Here is an 18,567-nt window from a genome sequence, read left to right on the forward strand (position 1 = left end):
CGCATCATGCTGGCCGTGCCGCCCGAACCGGGCGGCGCTTCCGCTTTTATCGGGGACGAGACCAGCCATGACCGCACAAGTACAAGACAATCACCTCTATACCGAGGCAGAACTCACCGACCTGGGTACCCGGGCTTTCATGGGCTTGGGCCTGCCCGAGGCCGACGCCGCCGACGTGGTGCGCATCCTGGTGCTGGCGGACCTGTTCGGCTTGTCCACGCATGGATTGAGCCGTATCGAATCCTATGGCGATCGCCTGCAGGTGCGGGGCATCAATGCGCGCGCCCGGATCAGCACGCAGGCGGTGGCGCCGGCGCTGCGGCTGGTCGACGGCGACAACGGTGTCGGGCCGCTGGTGGGCATGCATGCGCTGCGCGCGGCCATGGAAGCCGCCGAGTCCTGCGGCGTCGGCGTCGCCTTCGCCCGCGGCAGCAACCATTTCGGGCCGATCTCGCCCTATGGCCTGATCGCCGCGCAGGCCGGCTACGCCAGCATCATCGGCAGCAATGCAACCACCACCATCGCGCCCTGGGGCGGCAGCGACGCCAGGCTGGGCAACAGTCCGCTGGGCTTCGGCGTCCCCAATCCGGGCGGCGATCCTTTCCTGCTGGACATGGCCATGAGCGTGGTGGCGCGCGCCAAGATCCGTAACGCGCTGAAGGCCGGCCAGGCCATACCCGATACCTGGGCCACCGACGCCGGCGGTCGTCCCACCACCGATCCCAAGGCGGCCCTGGACGGCTTCCTGCTGCCCATCGGCGGACACAAGGGCTATGGGCTGGCGCTGCTGGTGGACATGTTCTCCGGCGTACTCGCCAACGCCGCCTACCTGACGCACGTGAAGTCCTGGGTGGACGCGCCGGACGAGCCGCAGAACCTGGGCCATTTCTTCATCCTGATCGACACGCGCAAGCTGGGTTCGACGCAATGGCTGGCCCAGCGCATGAACGATTTCGCCGCCATCCTGCACGAGAGTCCGCCGGCCGACCCCGCGCGGCCGGTCATCGTCCCGGGCGAGATCGAGCTGGGCAAGATGGCGCGCCAGCGCCGCGAAGGCATCGCGCTGGACGCGGCGACGGTGGCGCTGCTGCAGCAGCACGCCGCCAAGGCGTCCGCGTAGGACATAAAGCCCGCGTTCACGCGGGCGGCGTCGAAAAGCGATAAAGCCCGCTCGCCCGCGTAAACGCGGACAGCGTCGAAAAAGCATAAGGAGACAGCAATGTGGAAGACCATGGGCAGGCTGGTCCTGTTCGCGCTGGCCCTGCCGTGCATGCATGCGCAGGCGCTGGCCGCCGAGGCCGGCAACTATCCGAACAAGCCGATACGCGTGATCGTGCCCTACGTGGCGGGCGGCGCGGCCGACATCACCGCGCGCGTCATCGCGCAGAAGATGTCGGTCAGCATGGGCGTGGCGTTGGTGGTGGAGAACAAGCCGGGCGCCAACGGCATGATAGGCACCGACTTCGTCGCCAAGGCGCAGCCGGATGGCTATACGCTGCTGCTGGACGCCAGCGGGCCGTTGGTGGTGAATCCCTCTCTTTACGCGCGCAAGACCCCTTACGACCCCGTCAAGGACTTCGCGCCCATCTCGCAGATCGCCAGCTACCAATACGTGCTGGTCGTCCCGCAGAAATCCCCGATACGCAGCCTGGATGACCTGATCGCGCAGGCGCGCGCCCACCCGGGCCAGCTCAGCTACGGATCGGCGGGCGTCGGCGCCGGCGGCCATCTGGCGGGCGAGCTGCTGGCGTTGACGACGCACACCCAGATGACGCATGTGCCGTACAAAGGCAACGCACAGGCCTTGACCGACGTGCTGAGCGGCCAGCTGTCGTTCACCTTCGATACGGTGGTGACGTCCGCGCCGCAGATCCAGGGCGGCCGACTGCGTCCGTTCGCGGTCTCGGGTCCGCGTCGCGCCGCCGTGCTGCCTGATGTCCCGACCATGGAAGAGCTGGGCTATAAAGGTTTCTCGGTCACCCAGTTCCAGGGCATGCTGGCGCCGGCCGGTACCGATCCGCGCATCGTCGGGCGCCTGCATGACGAAGTGGTCAAGGCATCGCGCGACCCCGACGTCGTGCGCAAGCTGGTGACGGAAGGCGGCAACGATATGGTGGCGGGCACGCCCGAGCAGTTCGCCGCGCAGATCCGTTCGGACCTGGAGCTTTACCGGCGGCTGATCGAGGATGCCGGCATACCCAAGCAATAGGCCCGGACGGGCACGGAACGCGGCCGCCACCTGGCCGGAACGGAGCGTAGACATGTACCAACTGGATGTCCTGATCAACGGCTATCCCGGGCGCAGCCTGTTTCACGGCACCCTGGGGTGGAGCACCACCACGCTGTTGCGTGGCGAAGGCCGCAATATCCTGGTGGACGTCGGCGCCTTCGGCGCCCGTCATCTGCTGAAGCAGCAGCTGACCGAATTGCGCATGGACGCCGCCGACATCACCGACGTGGTGCTGACGCATGCGCACTACGATCATTCGGTCAACTTCACCCTGTTCCCCAATGCCACCGTGTGGATCGGCGATCGTGAACTGGCGTGGGCGGCGGCGCAGCCGCCCGGATTCGATCCGCTGCCGGAACTGTATGTGCGCGAATTGACCGTGTCGCCGCGCGTGCGCCGCATCGCGGACGGCGAACAATTCCTGCCGGGCTTCACCGCCATCGTCGCGCCGGGCCACACGCCGGGCCATCTGCTGTTCACCGTGTCCGGCGCCGCGCAGCCGCTGCTGTTCACCGGCGATGCCGCCAAGAATCGCGCCGAGCTGCTCAGCATGAGCGTCAACGACACGTATGATATGCAGGCCAGCCGCGCGACGCTGGCGCTGATCTGGACGACCTGGCGACGGCTGCCCGATACGTTGCTGATTCCTGGCCACGACCTCTGCATGCGCCTGGACGACGCGGGCCAGCCGGTCTATGTCGGCGAGCGGCGCGCGGCCATGAAAGCCTGGTTTGGCGAAGACCTGCAGCCCACCGTCATCGACCTATGCTGCGGCGGCGAGACCGCCCGCTATAGCGCCTGACGCGCGGGCTGCGCAAGCGCTCGCGGCTGGCCGCGAGTCCGGTTCACCACACGACCCATTTTTCGAGAGATCCGCTATGCCGCTCGATCCGCAAGTCCTGCAGACGTTCATTCCCACCGGCCGCCTGCGCGCGTCCATCAATGTCGGCAATCCCATCCTGGCGCGCCGCGACGACGGCCCCGGAGGCGCCGCCGGCGTCTCCGTGGACCTGGCGCGCGCCTTCGCCAAGCGGTTGGGCGTGGAGCTGGAACTGGTGGTCTTCGACAGCGCCGGCAAATCGGTGGACGCCGTCACGGCGGAACAGGCCGATATCGGCTTCTTCGCCATCGACCCCGTGCGCGGCGCCGGCATCGACTTCACCGACGCCTATGTGCTGATCGAGGGCGCCTATCTGGTGCGTGAAGATTCGCCGCTGCGCGACCGCGCCGAAGTCGACCGCCCCGGCACGCGGGTGACGGTGGGCAAGGGCAGCGCCTATGACCTGTACCTGACGCGCGAGCTCAAGCAGGCCGAGATCGTCCGTGCGCCGACGTCGCCCGCCGTGGTGGATTTTTTCGTGGCCGAGAAAACCGAGGTCGCGGCCGGGGTCAAGCAGCAGCTGGAAGCCGATATGCAGCGCGTGCCGGGCCTGCGCCTGCTGCCCGGAAGCTTCATGGTGATTCGCCAGGCGATGGGCCTGCCCAAGGGACGGGGCGACGCTGCCGCCAACGAGCTGCGCGCCTTCGTCGAGGAAATGAAGGCGAGCGGTTTCGTCGCGGATGCGCTGCAGCGCCACAAGATCGAGGGCGCCGCGGTCGCGCCGCCGGCTGCCTGACCCCAACCCGCCCGCCCGCGCGGCGCCCGGCCTGCTCAGCGCGGCGCGGGCGGTATTTCCGCCACGCGGCCGATGAAGGCGTCCAGCGCGGGATTGTCATGCCGTTCGCGCCAGGCCAGGTAAAGCTCGGCGTGCAGCCTGTTCTGCGCCAGCGGCAGGAAGGACACGCCGTCCAGGCGCAGTTCGCGCGCGGACGCCGGCACCAGGCCCGCGCCCAGTCCCGCGCGCACCAGGCCCAGCAGCGTGTGCGTCTGCCCCGCGTACTGGACGTAGTCGGGCTCCACGCCGGCCAGCGTCAGCGCGGCGGCGATGCGATCGTAGAAGTACTTGCCTTCGCTGGGCGCATAAGCCACGAAGGGCTGCCGGTGCAGCGCCCGCAGCGGCATGGCCTTGTGGGCCAGCAGCGGCGATTTGCGCGGAACGGCCACCACCATGGGTTCGCGCTGGATCAGGTGGTGCGCCAGGCCGTCCTGCCGCGGCAGATGACGCGCGAGGATGGCGTCGAGTTCGCCCGCCACCAGCAGCCGGCCCAGGTCCGTGGACACGCGTTCGCGCAGATCGATGGCCACGTCCGGCAGAACCTTGCCGGCCTTCATGACCCAGTCGGGCACCAGGCGGTAGGCCGCCACCGCGGTGAACCCCAGGGTGATGTGTCCCGCCTCGCCGCCGGAGGCCCGCCGCGCGGTGGATGCCGCCCGAACCGAATAGGCCAGCAGATGGCGCGCATCGCGCAGGAAGTTGCGGCCGGCGGAAGTCAGCGTGACCACGCGGCTGCTGCGCTCCAGCAGCGTGACGCCCAGGCTCTGCTCCAGCAACTGGATCTGCCGGCTGAGCGGCGGCTGCGTCATGCACAGGCGCGCGGCGGCGCGGCCGAAGTGCAGCTCCTCCGCGACCGCGACGAAGCATTCGAGTTGGCGCAATTCCATCGATATAAGCCTTGTATTGATCGTTGCTATTTATAGCTCGATTGCGCTGCGCGCCGCGCTTCCTTCCTATACTGGTCCGCATAACGAAGCCGGACCAGAACCGGAGGAGACGACATGAAGATTTCAACGCGAGCCCGTCGCGCCATGGCTGCGTGCGCCGCCGTGGCCCTGGCCGTCGCGGTGGCGCTGGTGCCCGGCACGGCCGCCGCCGACGATTTTCCCTCACGGCCCATCAGCCTGATCGTGCCTTTCTCGCCGGGCGGCGGCACCGACATTTCCGCGCGGCTGCTGGCGGTGGCACTGGGCCAGCGGCTGAACGAATCCGTGGTGGTCGACAACCGCCCCGGCGCTGGCGGGCAGATCGCCGCCGACCTGGTCGCGCGCGCCGCGCCCGACGGCTACACGCTGCTCTTCGCCAATTCCGGCATGCTGGCCATCAACCCCTGGCTGTACAAGCTGCACAGCGATCCCGCCAAGGCGTTCGTCCCGGTGTCCATGTTTTCGGACCTGCCCTTCGTGCTGGTGGTCCCGCCGACGCTGCCGGTCAACTCCGTGGCCGACCTGGTGAAGCTGGCGAAATCGCAGCCGGGCGCGCACACCTTCGCAAGTTCGGGCACGGGCGGGGCGCCGCATCTGGCGGGCGAGATCTTCCAGCAGGCGACCGGCGTCCAACTGACCCACGTCCCCTACAAAGGCGGCGGTCCGGCCATGACCGACCTGATGGCGGGCCGCGTCGATATGCTGTTCGCGTCGGTGCTGGAGACGGTGACCTACGTCAACGCCGGCAAGCTGCGCGCGCTGGCGGTGACGGGACCGGAGCGCTCGCCCGTGATGCCGGACGTGCCCACGCTGGACCAGGCCGGGGTGCACAATGCGCAGACAGGGTCGTGGACGGCGGTGCTGGCGCCGGCTGGCACGCCGCCGGCAATCGTCGATAAACTGTCGCTCGCGATCCGTCAGGTGGCGGAGCTGCCGGACGTCAAGGAAAAGCTGATTTCCCAGGGCGCCGTGCCGCACGGTTCGACGCCGCAGGAGCTGGCCCGGCTTGCCGCCCAGGAACGCGCCCGCTATGGCGACATCATCAAATTGCGCAACCTGCGCGTCGATTAGGAGACGCGGGCTGCGTCCCACATGCGAAACGAGACATGCCTACCGCTGCTACAGATGCCGTGAACCACAATGCCGATAGCCGCAGCGACGGCGCGGATGGCGCGCCCGCCGACATCCTCATTGCCGGACCCTTGCTGCCCGAGCTCATGCAGCGCATCGAAGCGAAGTATCGTGTGCATCGCTGGTGGGAGGTCGCCGACACAGCGGCATTCCTGCAGGCCCATGGCGGCTCCATACGCGGCATCGCCACCAGCGGCCGCTGGGGCGCCACGCGGGCCATGATCGAATCGCTGCCCGCGCTGGAAGCGATCGTCAGCTTCGGCGTGGGTATCGACCCCATCGATATGGAAGCCGCGCGGCAGCACGGTGTGGTGGTGACCAACACGCCCGGGGTGCTGGACGATTGCGTGGCCGATACCGCGCTGGCCCTGATGCTGGCCGTGTCGCGGCGCATCTGCGAGCTCGATCGTTTCGTGCGCGCGGGCCGGTGGCGCAGCGAAACCCCGCCGATGGGCCGCAAGCTGGGCGGCCGGCGCTGCGGCATCCTGGGGCTGGGCAACATCGGCCGCCAGATCGCCCGCCGGGCCGAGGCCTTCGGCATGGACATCGCGTACCACAACCGTTCGCCGCGCAAGGATGTGCCTGCGCACTTCATGTACTGCGAGGATATCCACGCCCTGGCCGAGGCCAGCGACGTCCTGGTGCTCGCCGTGCCGGGTGGTGCCGGCACGCAGCGCGTGGTCGATGCCGCGGTGCTCGACGCCCTGGGCCCGCAAGGCATACTGGTGAACGTCGCCCGCGGCAGCGTGGTGGACCAGGACGCGCTGGTGTGCGCGCTGCGCGAAGGGCGGCTGGGCGGGGCCGGCCTGGATGTCTTCGAGAACGAGCCGGACGTCCCGGACGCGCTGTGCGCGATGGATCAGGTCGTGCTGTCGCCGCACATCGGCAGCAGCACGGTGGAAACCCGCCAGGCCATGGCCGACCTGGTCATGGCGAACCTGGACGGATGGTTCGAGCGGCGGCGTCCCCTGACGCCCGTCGCATAGGCGGTCCTGCCTAGCGCGGAAACAGCTGGTCGTACACGTCGCCGGCCAGGGCCTGCAACTGGCTCGCCGGCAGATCGCCGTTCAAGGCATAGCCGTAGCCGTTTTCCACCCAGTAGAAGGCGGTGCCGCTGGCGGACTGGACCGAGCGGAAGGCGGTTTCCCCGGGCGCCACGCCGGTGGGAAAGACCGCGACGTAAAGGGTCACACGGCGGCCGCGCTCATCCTCGTACATGAACTGCGCGCGGGCCAGCGCGGCCTTGGCCGCATCCTGCCCGACGGTCTCGCCGGGCAGCAGCCGGCCTCCCAGCAGGCGGAAGCCGCGATCCTGCAGCACCGGCGCGGCCAGGGGACGGCCCAGGCGCCGGCGCAGCCATTGCACCAGATGCGCTTCTTCCTGCGCGCCGACTTCGACGGGGTGCCGCACTTCCGGCGAGAACACCGCATATGCCGCCGCCGCGTCGCGCACGAACTGCGGCGTGGCCGACGCCGCGGCGATGGTGGGGGCGGCGCCGCGGACGCCCGTTGCCTGCCAGGCGCGCATGCCGGCCGCGCCCGCCACCACCAGCAGCATGGCGGCGCATGCCTGGAGCCAGGGATTCCAGCGCCGGCGGCCGTGGCGCATCACCGTGTTGGCCAGGGCGGCGGGCGCCGGCCCGATGTCGGTGGCGTGATGCAGGCGGCGCAGCGCGAAGCGCTGGGCATGCCAATGCGCGACGCGCACCGCGGCGTCGGGATGGCGCCTGAGATGCTGCAACACCGCGGCGACCCGGGACGCGTCCAATTGGCCGTCGACGAAGGCGTGCAGGTCGTCATCGGAGACAGGGGCGTCGGTTTCCATCATCGCTTCACTAGATGCAAGGGGGCGGCCGCCTCTTCCGGTCCGGCCATGGCGGCGCGCACGGCTTCCCGCGCGCGGTGCAGCCGCGACATGACCGTGCCCACGGGCACCTGCAGGATGTCGGCGGCCTCGGCATAGGTGTATTCCTCCACGGTCACCAGCAGCAGCACGGTGCGCAGCGTGGGGGTCAGGCGCGCCAGCGCGCGCTCCAGATCGAGCATTTCCGGCGCACGCGCCATGGGCTCGTGCGCCAGATCGGTGTCTTCGTCCCAGGTTTCGTGATTGTCGTCATGGCGCCAATCGCGCACCCGGTTCAGGTACAGGTTGTGCATCAGGGTCATCAGCCAGGCGCGCAAGGCGGTTCCCGGCTTCCACAGCGACCATTTGGCGCAGGCGCGTTCCAGCGTGTCCTGCACCAGGTCGTCCGCGCTGGCCGCATCGCCCGCCAGCAGGCGGGCATAGCGGCGCAGCGACGGAATATGGGCGAGGATCTGCTCCACGCCCGAACCCGATGCCATGGCCGTATCAGGGCTTGGCCGCGTGCCAGACGCCGCCGACGCCGTCGCCGGTCTTGTCGCCGGCGGCCTTGTCCTTGGTCCAGTAGTACACGGGCTGACCCTTGTAGGCCCATTGCTTGGAGCCGTCGTCACGGGTGACGACCGTCCACTGGCCTTCGGCCTTGGCGCTGGCCGGCGCCATCAGCGGCGGCCAATTGGTGGCGCACTTGTCGTTGCAGACGCTCTTGCCGGAATTGGCGGTGTCTTTGTCGAACGTGTACAGCGTCATGCCTTTTTCGCCGACCAGGACGCCATTGCTGGTCTTGGCCGGGGGGGCGGCGACGGCGCCGGTGGCGACCAGCAGGGCGGCGGCGCCCAGGGCGGAAAGCGTGAAGTTGCGAACCATAAGACCTCCGTGTGGTGGGTTTGCATGGGAGTGAACACGGCAGGGGCCCGATTTATTCCATCGGGTCGTTCCATCGGGTTGTTCCAATGGGCCGGCGCGTGCCTGCCCAGCTTACTCCCGCCGGCCGCCATCACTTGGCCGGCGCTGCCTGCGTCAGCTCGGCGACGACATCCACCACTTGCTCGAGGGCAACCTTGATATGCGCGCGCAGCGCGTCGACCGCGCCCTTGATGTCGCCCTTTTCAGCGTGTTCGATCAATTCCAGGTGTTCGGCGTGCGCCTGCTGGCGCAGCGGCACGTTGACGACCTGGAAGCGCAGGTAGCGGTCCCCCCGGTCATGCAGCTGGCGCAGTACGTTCATGGCCAGGTCGCGCCGGGCGGGCTGGTACAGGGTTTCGTGCAGGCGCCAGTTGACCCGGCCCCAGTCGGCCGCGTCGGCGTGGCGGGTGGCTTCCAGGGCCGCGCGCGCCGCGTCCAGCCGCCCGCTGCCGCCCGCGCGGATCGCCTCGCCGAACAGCCAGGGTTCGATCTGCAGGCGCAGTTCGAAGGTTTCCACGACGTCGCCCGCCGAGATGCCGCAGACATAGGCGCCGCGGTGGGCATGGACCGCGACCAGGCCTTCGGCTTCCAGGCGGCGGATGGCTTCGCGCACGGGGATCCGGCTGACACCCAGCTCGTCGGCCAGCGCTTCCTGGCGCAGGGGCGCGCCGGGACGCAGATGCCCGGACAGGATCTGCTGGCGCAAGGCATCCAGCACCAGGTCGACCGTCGTGCGCCGTACGAGCTTGGTATCCCCAGGGGGGGAGGGCGGATGGTTCATGGTTCTCACGTAAACCCTAGGACTGATTTTGTTGACCCTGGGATAGCGTGCAGTTTAGCATGGGGTCCGTATCCAGGATATTGGATCCAATTTAATCGACGGTCCCGCGCGGCTTTCCGTTGGTGGCCTGCCACTGTAGCCCGCCCGGGCCCGTGTGCGGCGCAGCCGCGCCATCGTGCCCTTGGAGTGAGCTTTCCATGAATCGCCGTCATTTCGTCGCAGCAACCCTGGTCGCCGCCGTGGCCAGCAGCCTGGGCCTGCCGGCCTGGGCACAATCCACCGATTTCGTGGTGGGCGCGCTCAGCCCGCTCACCGGGTCCGGGGCGCCCTACGGGCCGGGCATGGTCAAGGCCATCCAATTGGCCGCGAAGGAAATCAACGCCGCCGGCGGCGCGCAGGGCGCGCAGTTCCGCGTGGTGGCGGAAGATACCCAGACCGCGCCGCAGGCCGCCGTGACCGGCGCCAAGAAAATGATCGAGGTGGACAAGGTGCGCGCCATCATGGGCTGCTGGAGTTCGGGCGAGTCGCTGGCCGTGATGCCGCTCACCAATGAAGCCAACATCCCGCTGATGCATGCCTCGGGTGCGCCGGCGCTCAGCGCGGACGCCAATCCCAAGCGCCTGGGCTTCCGCTTCCAGGCCACCAACGGCCGCTTCGGCCAGGCGTTCGCCAAGATCGCCGAACGGCAGGGCTACAAGCAGCCGGCCACCATGGCATTCAACAATGCTTCGGGCATCGGCAACACCGAAGGCTTCACGCAGGCCTGGAAGGCCGCGGGCGGCAAGGTCGTGGCCAGCGTGGTGTACGAGCCGAACCGGCCGTCCTACCGTTCCGAGCTGCAGTCCGTGCTGCGCGCCAAGCCCGACGTGATCGTGACGGGCTCGTACCTGGCCGACACCACCATCCTGCTGCGCGAGTGGTACCAGACCGGCATCGATACGCATTGGATCATTCCCGGCTGGGCGGCCAATGCCGACCTGATCAAGGCATTGGGACCCAAAGTGACCGAGGGCGTGATCTCGGTGGAGTCCGTCAGCAACGAAAACGCGCCCAACTACGCCCACGTGCGCGATGCGCTGAGCAAGGAAGGCGTCGACGTGGCGGGCAACGTCTATGCCCCGATGGCCTACGACCAGGCCATCATCCTGGCGCTGGCGGTGCAGGCCCTGGGACCGAAGGCGACCGGCCCCGAGCTGGCCAAGAAAGTGCATGAGATGGGCACGCCCGGCGGCGAGGTCGTCTACAGCTTCGCCGACGGCAAGAAACTGCTGGAGGCAGGCAAGCGCATCACCTACGTCGGCGCCTCCAGCGCCCTGAACTTCGACCAGTACAACGACGTCACGCCGGACTTCGCCGCGTCCTTCGTCGAAAACGGCAAGCTCGTCCGCAAGTACGTGGTCAAGCTCTAAGGCCGCGGCGTGTCGTACGCGGATTACATCAATCTGGTCATCAACGGGCTGGTGGAAGGGCTGATCATCGCCCTTCCGGCCCTGGCTTTGACGCTGGTCTACGGGCTGGCGCGCTTTCCCAACGCGGCGACGGGCGACTTCGTCGCCGTCGGCGGCTACGCTGGCCTGGCCGCGCATCACCTGAGCGGTTCCCTGGTCGTCGCCGGCCTCGCGGGCGCCCTGGGCGGCGCGGCGGCGTCGGTGCTGGCTTACCTGCTCGCGTTCAGGCCGGTGATCCGCCGGTCCGTGATCACCTTGCTGCTGACCTCCATCGGCGTGGGCTTCGTCATCCGCGCCGGGCTGGGGGTGGCGTTCGGCCATGATCCGCGCGCCTTCGACATGCCGCTGGATCGGGCCTGGCGCTTCGGCGACGTGTCCATCGCGCCGGCCGACCTCAATCTGGCGGGCCTGACCCTGGTGACGCTCGCGCTGGTGTTCTTCATGCTGTATGCGACACCGCTGGGCCGGTCGCTGCGCGCCATCGCCGACGATCCCGACCTGGCGCGGGTCAGCGGCATCCGGCGCGAACGCTGCATGCTGGCCATGTGGACCATCGCCGGGCTGGTCTGCGGCATCGCGGGCACCGTGACCGGCATGCGCACCGTGGTCTATCCGGACGCCGGCTGGAACCTGTTGCTGCCGGCGTTCGCGGCCGCGGTGGTGGGCGGCCTGGGCAATCCGGTCGGGGCCGTCATGGGCGCGCTGCTGCTGGGCGTGCTGCAGGAGCTGTCCACCCCGTTCGTGGGCTTCGTCTACAAGATCGCGCTGGGCTATGTGTTCATGATGATCGTGCTGCTGCTGCGTCCGCAGGGGTTGTTCAACCGGCCGGTGGGGGTGCGCTGATGATGACCTATCTGCTGTCGATCCTGGTGATCATGGGCATCTACATGCTCCTGGCGCTGGCCCTGGATCTTCAATACGGTTTCACCGGCCTGATCAATTTCGGGCTGGCCGGCTTTTTCGGCGTGGGCGCCTATACGTCGGCGCTCCTGACCTTGAAGGCGGGATGGACGCCGCTGCTTTCCTTCCCCGCCGCCATGCTGGTCGCGGCCCTGCTGGCCTGGCCGCTGGGGCGCGTGGCCTTGCGGCTGCGCGACGATTACCTGGCCATCGTGACCTTGGGCTTCTCCGAAATCGTGCGCCTGGTGCTGGTGCAGGAACAGTGGCTGACCAATGGGGTGCAGGGCGTTCCCGGCGTGCCCCGCCTGGGCGCCGGCTGGGGCGACGCGCGCTTCAGCGACAGCCTGCTGCTGGGGCTGCTGGCCTTGTCCATCGTTGTCGCGGTGGTGCTGCTGCGCCGGGTGACGCACAGTCCCTACGGCCGCACCATACAGGCGGTGCGCGATGACGAAACGGCCGTGCGCGTGCTCGGCAAGGAGCCGGCCCGCTTCAAGACCCAGGTGCTGATGCTGGGCGCGGCGCTCTCCGGACTCGCGGGCGCCTACTTCGCGCACTACATGACGTACATCGTCCCTGACCAGTTCGTCCCGCTGATCACTTTCTATGTGTGGATGGCCATCATCATGGGCGGGGTCGCGCGCCTGTCGGGCAGCGTGGCGGGCGCCGTGCTGCTGGTGTTGTTCCTGGAAGGCGTGCGCTTCACCCGCGGCATCATTCCCGGCGTATCGGATGCCGACATGGGCAGCGTGCAGCTGGGGGTGGTGGGCCTGATCCTGATCCTGTTCATGCGCTGGCGGCCGCAAGGCCTGTTCGGCGGCAGGGGGGCGCGATGAACGCCTTGCCGGTGAACGAAGCCAGCCTGGCGACCGCGGGGATATCGTTGTCGTACGGCGATTTCCAGGTGCTGGACGACGTGACGCTTTCCATGAGCCTGGACGGGCTGCACGGCATGATCGGCCCCAATGGCGCGGGCAAGAGCACGTTCTTCGCCGTGCTGAGCGGCTTTCTGCAGCCGTCGGCCGGCACGGTCGGTTTCGGCGGCACGGTGCTGCGCGGCGCGGGGCCGGCGGCGCGGGCGCGCCTGGGCCTGGGCCGGACCTTCCAGATCCCGCGCGAGTTCACGCACCTGACGGTGCGGCAGAACCTGATGGTCGGGCCGCGCGACCAGCCCGGCGAATCGCTGCTGCCCTTGTTTTTCGCCCCGGGCCGCGTGCGCCGCGCCGAAGCCGAGATCGCCGATCGTGCGCAGCACATCCTGGACTTCCTGAAGCTGAACGCGGTGGCGGACAAGCCGGCCGGCGGCCTGTCCGGCGGCCAGAAGAAATTGCTGGAGCTGGGCCGCGCGCTGATGTCCGAGCCCAGGTTCATCCTGCTGGACGAACCCTATGCGGGCGTCAATCCGGTATTGATCGAAGAGATCTCGCAGCGTATCCGCGAGATCAATGCCGAGCGGGGCATCGGTTTCCTGATCATCGAGCACAACCTGATGGCGCTGAATCGCCTGGTGTCCGACCTGTACGTGCTGGATGGCGGACGCCTGCTGGCGCACGGCGATCCCGACCAGGTCCTGGCGGATCCGCGCGTGCGCGCCGCCTATATGGGCGCGCTGGCGCCCACGGCCACGGAGGCGCCATGACCGATTCCGTGCTACGGCTGGCCGACCTGCGTGGCGGCTACGGCGACGCCGATATCCTGAAAGGCATCTCCCTGCACGTGCTGCCCGGCGAGATCGTCACCATCGCCGGCACCAACGGCGCCGGCAAGTCCACCATCATCAAGGCGGTGATGGGCCTGCTGCCCCGCACCTCGGGACAGGTGATCCTGCGCGATCGCGACATCGCCGCGTTGAGCGTGGAGTCGCGCCTGGACCGCGGGATCGGCTACGTGCCGCAGGTCGCCAATGTGTTCGGGTCGCTGACCGTCCACGAAAACCTGCTGGTGGTGCAGGGCGTCAAGCGCCCGCGCGCGCGGGTGGATGCGATGTACCAGCTCTTTCCGGCGCTGGTGCGCCATCGCCGCCGCGCGGCCGGCACGCTGTCGGGCGGCGAGCGGCAGCAACTGGCGTTCGCGCGGGCCTTGATGCGCGAACCGGATATGCTGCTGCTCGACGAGCCGACGGCGGCGCTTTCGCCGGCCCGCGTGGACGAGATCTTTGCCTACGTACAGGCGCTGCCGGCCGCCGGCACCACGGTGCTGATGGTGGAACAGCGCGCCCGCCAGTCGCTCGCGGTCAGCCAGCGCGGCTACATCATCGACCAGGGCGCGGTCGCCATGGAAGGCGCCGCCCGGGATCTGCTCGACGATCCGCGCGCGGCCGACCTTTTCCTGGGCAAACACGATGCGTAGAACGGAAGAAGCATGAAGGAACTTGTCGTCGTCGGCGCGGGCGTGATCGGGCTGGCCTGCGCGCGGCGCGCGCAGCAAGCGGGCTGGCGCGTGACCCTGCTGGACCGCGATTTCGAAGGAGACCGCGCCTCCCACGGTAATGCCGGCGGCATCGCCGTCAGCGAATCGACGCCAATCGCGGTGTCGGGCTTCAGCCTGAAGGCCGCCCGCTGGCTGCTGGATCCCCTGGGACCGCTGGCCATCCGCCTGTCTTACGCGCCGCGGCTGCTGCCCTGGCTGCGGGTATTCAACCAGGTCGGCCAGCCCGAGCACTTCCGCCGTATCTCGCGCGCGCTGGCGGCGCTGAACGACCGCGCGCTGGCCGACCTGGCGCCCCTGCTGGACGATCTGGGCCTGGCGGGCCAGCTGCACCGGCGCGGCGCGCTGACGGTCTACGAGACCGATGCGGCCTACGCGACCGATGCCGGCGAATGGGCCTGGAAACGCGAACTGGGCGTGCGCTGGCGTCCCGTGACCGTGGATGAGCTGCGCCAGCTGGAGCCCGCGCTGGCGCCCGTGTTCCGCCACGCGATCATGCTGGAGGACTGGGCGCACGTGGACGATCCGCTGAACATCGTGCGGGCCTTGCGTGAACGCATCCGGCAGGATGGCGGCCAGCTGGTGACGGCCGACGTCGCCGCCCTGGCGCTCGACGATCCGGGCCGTCCGGCCGCACTGGGCCGCGATGGCCGCCGCCATGCGGCGGACCGTGTCGTCGTCGCCGCCGGCGCGTGGTCGGGCGCCCTGGCGCGATCCGTCGGCGACCGCGTGCTGCTGGAAAGCGAACGCGGCTACAACACGACGCTGCCCGCCGCGACGGGCATGCTCGACCGCGAGGTCATCTTCGCCGAACGCAAGTTCGTCGCGACGCCGCTGGCGATCGGCCTGCGCATCGGCGGCGCGGCCGAATTCGCCGGCCTGGACGCGGCCCCCAACTATCGCCGCAGCGATGCGTTGCTGGCGTTGGCGCGGCGCTATCTGCCCGGCATGGACGAGCGCGACGCGCGTCGTTGGATGGGCCATCGCCCCGCCACGCCGGACTCGCTGCCGGTGATCGGCGCGTCGCCGGTGTCGGATCGCGTGTTGTACGCCTTCGGCCATGGCCATCTCGGCTTGACGCAGGCGGCCACGACCGGCGCCATCGTCGGCGACCTGCTGGCGGACGCCGACCCCCGCATCGACCTGCGGCCCTATTCGATTTCCCGCTTCAACAAGGCGAACCCGCTATGCTGATTCTGAAGAACGCGCGCATCCTGGATGCGCATCACGAAGAGGACGACGGCTCCTACGACGTCGTCGTGGAAGGCGACCGTATCCGCGAAGTGTCGTCGCGGCCGGTGCAGGCAGGCGGCAACGACCAGGTCATCGACGTGGCCGGCCGCACCCTGATGCCGGGCATGATCGATTGCCACGTGCACGTCGTCGCCTCCATGGCGAACCTGGGCACCAATGCCCGCATGCCGGCGGCGTTCGCCACGCTGCGCGCCGTGCCCATCCTGGCCGCCATGCTGCGCCGTGGCTTCACCACCGTGCGCGATGCCGGCGGCGCGGATTACGCCCTGCGCCGCGCCGTGGAAGACGGCCTGATCGACGGCCCGCGCCTGTTCATCGCCGGCAAGGCGCTGTCGCAGACCGGCGGCCATGGGGATTTCCGCGAACGGATAGACCTGAGCGATCCGGATCCCTGTCCCTGCCACCGCAACCTGGGCGCCATTGCCCGCGTGGTCGACGGCGTCGATGCGGTGCGCAAGGCCGTGCGCGAAGAAATGCGCGCCGGCGCCACGCACATCAAGATCATGGCTTCGGGCGGCGTGGCGTCGCCCACCGATCCCATCGGCAACCTGCAGTATTCGCGCGACGAGGTCGCCGCCATCGTGGAGGAAGCCGCCTCGCACCAGACCTATGTGATGGCGCACGCCTACACGGGACAGGCGATCGCGCGCGCGGTCAGGCTGGGCGTGCGCACCATCGAGCACGGCAACCTGGTCGACGACGACGCGGCGGCCGCCATGGCCGAGCACGGCGCTTTCGCGGTGCCCACCCTGGTGACCTACGACGCCCTGCACAAGGTCGGCGCGCAGTTCGGCGTGCCGCCGGAGGCCGTGGCCAAGATCGACGACGTGCGCCTGCAGGGCCTGCAATCGCTGGAGATCTTCAAGCGCCATGGCGTGCGCATGGGCCTGGGGTCGGACCTGCTGGGCGAGATGCACACGTTCCAGAGCGATGAGCTGCGCATCCGTTCGCAGGTATTGAGCAATTTCGAGGTGATCTGCCAGGCCACGCAGGTCGGGGCCGAGATCGTGGGGCAGAAGGACAGGCTGGGGGTGGTGGCGCCGGACGCCTATGCCGACCTGTTGATCGTCGATGGTGACCCCGTTGCGGATATTTCCCTGCTGGGCGGCCAGGGCGAGCACCTGTCCATGGTCATGAAGGCCGGCAAGCCGGTGCATTTGCGCTGAAGGTTCTCGTGCCGCGGCGGATGCCCCGCCGCGAGCGTCTTCCATTTCTTCTATCGGATGGTAATCATGAAAGTCAATTGGGCTGGCGTCTTTCCCGCCGTCACCACCAAGATGAAGGCGGATCAATCCCTGGACCACGACGCCATCGCGGCGGGCCTGGAACGTCTGCTGGACAGCGGCGTGGGCGGCGTGGTGATGATGGGCATGGTCGGCGAAAACGCGTCGCTGGCGCCCGAGGAAAAGCTGACGGTGCTGCGCATCGCCAAGGAAACCATCAAGGGCCGCGTGCCCATTGTCTCCGGCCTGGCGGAAACCACCACGGCGTCCGCCGGCCGCTATGCCAAGGAAGCCGAGCGCATCGGCGTCGATGGCCTGATGGTGTTTCCGGCCTTGACCTACAAGTCGGATGCCGCCGAGACCATGGCGTTCTACCGCGGCGTCGCACGCAGCAGCGGGCTGCCCATCATGGTCTACAACAATCCGCGCGGCTATGGGGTCGATATGACGCCCCAGCTGCTGGAGCAGCTGGCCGACGAGCCCACGCTGGCATGCATCAAGGAAGAGACCTACGACACCACGCGCGTCACCGATATCTACGCCCGCCTGGGCGACCGCTACACGGTGTTCTGCGGCGTCGACGACCTGGTGCTGGAAAGCGTGGCCCTGGGCGTCAAGGGTTGGGTGTCGGGCATGGCCAACGCGCTGCCCAAGGAATCCGTGCAGCTGCTGGATCTGGCGGTCAAGGGCGATTACGAAAACGCCCGCGTGCTGTATCGCAAGCTGATCAAGCTGTTCCACCTGGATACGCACGTCAAGCTGGTGCAGTACATCAAGCTGGCGGAAAGCGTCACGGCGGGCTATGCGGAAACGGTGCGCGAACCGCGCCTGCCCTTGACCGGCGCGGAGCGCGAAAGCACGCTGGCCATCATCCAGGAAACACTGGCCGCGCTGAAGACGGCATGACGCGGGCGAGGTAAGGCGCGCAGCCGGAAAAGTCCTGCAGCACGCCGGTGGCCGCCGTGTACAGCACGAAGGACGACGGGTCGCCCAGCAGGTAGCAGATGACGTGCAGCTCCCGCCGCGCCTTCCCGCCGTCCTCCGGGCGCGCCAGGTCGGCGCGCGCGACTTTTTCTTCGAAGGTCTCCTTGAAGGTCCTGCTGTAGAAGTAGTCGCGTTCGTGGTCTTCCAGCGTGTCGCGGGCCAGCCGCTGCATGAGCCCCAGACGCAGCCGGCCCGCGCTGTCCGCGTCGTCACAGGCGTCCTTGCAGGCGCCCTTGCAGGCGCCCTTGCCGGCGTCGCGAAGCAGGGAGGCCGCTTTCGTCGCCAGCGCGATGAGTTGCTCGCGGATCGCGTGGTGGCCGGGACTGCCGGCCACCACCGGCGCATGCGGCTCCGCATACTGCGGCAGGGTAGTGGCCAGATGGCTGTAATAGCCGACGATGGCTTCGTCCCAGGCCAGCGCGTCGGTGATGGTGCGGACGACTTCGACGTGGCCGCTTTCTGCGGCTTGCTGGACACCGCTGCTACCCGCGGCGGGTGTGTAAGAGGGGAGCTGCATGGCTTGCCTTCCTTGGGACCATCTGCGTTGCCGTGCCAGGCGCGGCGCGAGGGGGGTAGGTAGGCAAGCGGCAGGGCGGGTTCCGCGGCTTGGGAAGTTGTCGGACCAATCGACGCTCCCGCCGTGGCCGGACCCGCTGTGACTTGGCGAGGGAGGTGGCCCGACAGGCGGGCGCTTCACAGGCGGCTCGCCTGGGAGGGCAGGGCAGGTTCGCGAAGGAATCAAGTCATATGTATTAATATCTATAACTTATATAAGACTTAAACGCCGTCCCCATTTTGACGCCGCCGCTTCGGCGGCCGTCTTTCCGTCCGCCTCGCAGCATCAT

General features: G+C 68.6%; 20 protein-coding genes. 14 read left to right on the forward strand and 6 right to left on the reverse strand.

Annotation, left to right across the window (positions count from 1 at the left end; all coding sequences use genetic code 11):
* Nucleotides 1–67: 67 nt before the first annotated feature.
* From CAL26_RS06325 to CAL26_RS06340, 4 genes are all read left to right on the forward strand, one after another.
* Entirely contained in the window at nucleotides 68–1,120 is a 1,053-nt protein-coding gene (locus tag CAL26_RS06325; RefSeq protein WP_094846108.1) for an Ldh family oxidoreductase, read from the forward strand.
* 99 nt (nucleotides 1,121–1,219) lie between these two features.
* On the forward strand, nucleotides 1,220–2,209 hold the full coding sequence (locus CAL26_RS06330; protein WP_256988091.1) for a Bug family tripartite tricarboxylate transporter substrate binding protein: 990 nt from the start codon (nucleotides 1,220–1,222) through the stop codon (nucleotides 2,207–2,209).
* 52 nt (nucleotides 2,210–2,261) lie between these two features.
* Nucleotides 2,262–3,032 (forward strand): MBL fold metallo-hydrolase, encoded by a 771-nt coding sequence (locus CAL26_RS06335; RefSeq protein ID WP_094846109.1) that lies wholly within the window; start codon nucleotides 2,262–2,264, stop codon nucleotides 3,030–3,032.
* Nucleotides 3,033–3,108: 76 nt separating this feature from the next.
* Nucleotides 3,109–3,846 (forward strand): ABC transporter substrate-binding protein, encoded by a 738-nt coding sequence (locus CAL26_RS06340; RefSeq protein WP_094846110.1) that lies wholly within the window; start codon nucleotides 3,109–3,111, stop codon nucleotides 3,844–3,846.
* Between the two features lie 35 nt (nucleotides 3,847–3,881).
* Here the strand turns inward: CAL26_RS06340 and CAL26_RS06345 are convergent, their stop codons facing one another.
* Nucleotides 3,882–4,772, reverse strand: a complete 891-nt coding sequence (locus CAL26_RS06345) for a LysR family transcriptional regulator (RefSeq protein ID WP_094846111.1) — start codon at nucleotides 4,770–4,772, stop codon at nucleotides 3,882–3,884.
* A 114-nt stretch (nucleotides 4,773–4,886) separates the two neighbouring features.
* Here CAL26_RS06345 and CAL26_RS06350 point away from each other — a divergent pair, with 114 nt between their 5' ends.
* On the forward strand, nucleotides 4,887–5,882 hold the full coding sequence (locus CAL26_RS06350) for a Bug family tripartite tricarboxylate transporter substrate binding protein (protein ID WP_094846112.1): 996 nt from the start codon (nucleotides 4,887–4,889) through the stop codon (nucleotides 5,880–5,882).
* 35 nt (nucleotides 5,883–5,917) lie between these two features.
* On the forward strand, nucleotides 5,918–6,928 hold the full coding sequence (locus CAL26_RS06355; RefSeq protein WP_094846113.1) for a 2-hydroxyacid dehydrogenase: 1,011 nt from the start codon (nucleotides 5,918–5,920) through the stop codon (nucleotides 6,926–6,928).
* Between the two features lie 10 nt (nucleotides 6,929–6,938).
* Here CAL26_RS06355 and CAL26_RS06360 read toward each other — a convergent pair whose 3' ends face one another.
* The 4 genes from CAL26_RS06360 to CAL26_RS06375 form a co-directional block, all read right to left on the reverse strand.
* Nucleotides 6,939–7,766 carry an anti-sigma factor family protein gene (locus tag CAL26_RS06360; RefSeq protein WP_094846949.1) on the reverse strand — a complete coding sequence of 276 codons (828 nt, stop codon included), beginning with the start codon at nucleotides 7,764–7,766 and terminating at the stop codon, nucleotides 6,939–6,941.
* Nucleotides 7,766–8,284: an RNA polymerase sigma factor gene (locus CAL26_RS06365; protein ID WP_094846114.1), complete on the reverse strand. Its 519-nt coding sequence runs from the start codon at nucleotides 8,282–8,284 to the stop codon at nucleotides 7,766–7,768. Before CAL26_RS06365 ends, CAL26_RS06360 begins: the two co-directional genes overlap by 1 nt.
* Before the next feature lie 7 nt (nucleotides 8,285–8,291).
* Complete coding sequence (locus CAL26_RS06370) at nucleotides 8,292–8,669, reverse strand: COG4315 family predicted lipoprotein (protein WP_086063801.1); 378 nt, start codon at nucleotides 8,667–8,669, stop codon at nucleotides 8,292–8,294.
* A 130-nt stretch (nucleotides 8,670–8,799) separates the two neighbouring features.
* Nucleotides 8,800–9,489, reverse strand: a complete 690-nt coding sequence (locus CAL26_RS06375; protein WP_094846115.1) for a GntR family transcriptional regulator — start codon at nucleotides 9,487–9,489, stop codon at nucleotides 8,800–8,802.
* 197 nt (nucleotides 9,490–9,686) lie between these two features.
* On the opposite strand from CAL26_RS06375, the gene CAL26_RS06380 reads away from it, so the two are divergent.
* The 8 genes from CAL26_RS06380 (at nucleotide 9,687) to CAL26_RS06415 (ending at nucleotide 17,644) form a co-directional block, all read left to right on the forward strand.
* A complete protein-coding gene (locus CAL26_RS06380) occupies nucleotides 9,687–10,898 on the forward strand; it encodes an ABC transporter substrate-binding protein (protein ID WP_094846116.1) in 1,212 nt (403 codons plus the stop codon).
* Between the two features lie 9 nt (nucleotides 10,899–10,907).
* Entirely contained in the window at nucleotides 10,908–11,780 is an 873-nt protein-coding gene (locus tag CAL26_RS06385; protein ID WP_094846117.1) for a branched-chain amino acid ABC transporter permease, read from the forward strand.
* Nucleotides 11,780–12,670: a branched-chain amino acid ABC transporter permease gene (locus CAL26_RS06390; protein ID WP_094846118.1), complete on the forward strand. Its 891-nt coding sequence runs from the start codon at nucleotides 11,780–11,782 to the stop codon at nucleotides 12,668–12,670. The genes CAL26_RS06385 and CAL26_RS06390 overlap by 1 nt, the downstream gene beginning before the upstream one ends.
* Nucleotides 12,667–13,473, forward strand: a complete 807-nt coding sequence (locus CAL26_RS06395) for an ABC transporter ATP-binding protein (protein WP_094846119.1) — start codon at nucleotides 12,667–12,669, stop codon at nucleotides 13,471–13,473. The genes CAL26_RS06390 and CAL26_RS06395 overlap by 4 nt, the downstream gene beginning before the upstream one ends.
* A complete protein-coding gene (locus CAL26_RS06400) occupies nucleotides 13,470–14,183 on the forward strand; it encodes an ABC transporter ATP-binding protein (protein WP_094846120.1) in 714 nt (237 codons plus the stop codon). Before CAL26_RS06395 ends, CAL26_RS06400 begins: the two co-directional genes overlap by 4 nt.
* A 12-nt stretch (nucleotides 14,184–14,195) precedes the next feature.
* The gene (locus CAL26_RS06405; RefSeq protein WP_094846121.1) at nucleotides 14,196–15,455 is read left to right on the forward strand and encodes an NAD(P)/FAD-dependent oxidoreductase; all 1,260 of its coding nucleotides are present in this window, start codon (nucleotides 14,196–14,198) and stop codon (nucleotides 15,453–15,455) included.
* The gene (locus CAL26_RS06410) at nucleotides 15,449–16,681 is read left to right on the forward strand and encodes a metal-dependent hydrolase family protein (protein WP_094846122.1); all 1,233 of its coding nucleotides are present in this window, start codon (nucleotides 15,449–15,451) and stop codon (nucleotides 16,679–16,681) included. The genes CAL26_RS06405 and CAL26_RS06410 overlap by 7 nt, the downstream gene beginning before the upstream one ends.
* 66 nt (nucleotides 16,682–16,747) lie before the next feature.
* Nucleotides 16,748–17,644 carry a dihydrodipicolinate synthase family protein gene (locus tag CAL26_RS06415; protein WP_094846123.1) on the forward strand — a complete coding sequence of 299 codons (897 nt, stop codon included), beginning with the start codon at nucleotides 16,748–16,750 and terminating at the stop codon, nucleotides 17,642–17,644.
* On the opposite strand, the gene CAL26_RS06420 is transcribed toward CAL26_RS06415, so the two are convergent.
* Entirely contained in the window at nucleotides 17,607–18,239 is a 633-nt protein-coding gene (locus tag CAL26_RS06420; RefSeq protein WP_094846124.1) for a hypothetical protein, read from the reverse strand. The genes CAL26_RS06415 and CAL26_RS06420 overlap by 38 nt on opposite strands.
* Nucleotides 18,240–18,567: the final 328 nt, after the last annotated feature.

It is taken from the genome of Bordetella genomosp. 9 (assembly GCF_002261425.1).
Lineage (GTDB): Bacteria > Pseudomonadota > Gammaproteobacteria > Burkholderiales > Burkholderiaceae_B > Bordetella_C.

Excerpts from the sequence above, each read along its gene's own strand:
- CAL26_RS06360 (WP_094846949.1), bottom strand. The coding sequence starts at position 7,766 with ATGGAAACCGACGCCCCTGTCTCCGATGACGACCTGCACGCCTTCGTC.
- CAL26_RS06405 (WP_094846121.1), top strand. The coding sequence starts at position 14,196 with ATGAAGGAACTTGTCGTCGTCGGCGCGGGCGTGATCGGGCTGGCCTGC.
- CAL26_RS06330 (WP_256988091.1), top strand. The coding sequence starts at position 1,220 with ATGTGGAAGACCATGGGCAGGCTGGTCCTGTTCGCGCTGGCCCTGCCG.
- CAL26_RS06370 (WP_086063801.1), bottom strand. The coding sequence starts at position 8,669 with ATGGTTCGCAACTTCACGCTTTCCGCCCTGGGCGCCGCCGCCCTGCTG.
- CAL26_RS06415 (WP_094846123.1), top strand. The coding sequence starts at position 16,748 with ATGAAAGTCAATTGGGCTGGCGTCTTTCCCGCCGTCACCACCAAGATG.
- CAL26_RS06365 (WP_094846114.1), bottom strand. The coding sequence starts at position 8,284 with ATGGCATCGGGTTCGGGCGTGGAGCAGATCCTCGCCCATATTCCGTCG.
- CAL26_RS06400 (WP_094846120.1), top strand. The coding sequence starts at position 13,470 with ATGACCGATTCCGTGCTACGGCTGGCCGACCTGCGTGGCGGCTACGGC.
- CAL26_RS06420 (WP_094846124.1), bottom strand. The coding sequence starts at position 18,239 with ATGCAGCTCCCCTCTTACACACCCGCCGCGGGTAGCAGCGGTGTCCAG.
- CAL26_RS06335 (WP_094846109.1), top strand. The coding sequence starts at position 2,262 with ATGTACCAACTGGATGTCCTGATCAACGGCTATCCCGGGCGCAGCCTG.
- CAL26_RS06395 (WP_094846119.1), top strand. The coding sequence starts at position 12,667 with ATGAACGCCTTGCCGGTGAACGAAGCCAGCCTGGCGACCGCGGGGATA.
- CAL26_RS06410 (WP_094846122.1), top strand. The coding sequence starts at position 15,449 with ATGCTGATTCTGAAGAACGCGCGCATCCTGGATGCGCATCACGAAGAG.
- CAL26_RS06355 (WP_094846113.1), top strand. The coding sequence starts at position 5,918 with ATGCCTACCGCTGCTACAGATGCCGTGAACCACAATGCCGATAGCCGC.
- CAL26_RS06340 (WP_094846110.1), top strand. The coding sequence starts at position 3,109 with ATGCCGCTCGATCCGCAAGTCCTGCAGACGTTCATTCCCACCGGCCGC.
- CAL26_RS06380 (WP_094846116.1), top strand. The coding sequence starts at position 9,687 with ATGAATCGCCGTCATTTCGTCGCAGCAACCCTGGTCGCCGCCGTGGCC.
- CAL26_RS06390 (WP_094846118.1), top strand. The coding sequence starts at position 11,780 with ATGATGACCTATCTGCTGTCGATCCTGGTGATCATGGGCATCTACATG.
- CAL26_RS06325 (WP_094846108.1), top strand. The coding sequence starts at position 68 with ATGACCGCACAAGTACAAGACAATCACCTCTATACCGAGGCAGAACTC.
- CAL26_RS06375 (WP_094846115.1), bottom strand. The coding sequence starts at position 9,489 with ATGAACCATCCGCCCTCCCCCCCTGGGGATACCAAGCTCGTACGGCGC.
- CAL26_RS06350 (WP_094846112.1), top strand. The coding sequence starts at position 4,887 with ATGAAGATTTCAACGCGAGCCCGTCGCGCCATGGCTGCGTGCGCCGCC.
- CAL26_RS06345 (WP_094846111.1), bottom strand. The coding sequence starts at position 4,772 with ATGGAATTGCGCCAACTCGAATGCTTCGTCGCGGTCGCGGAGGAGCTG.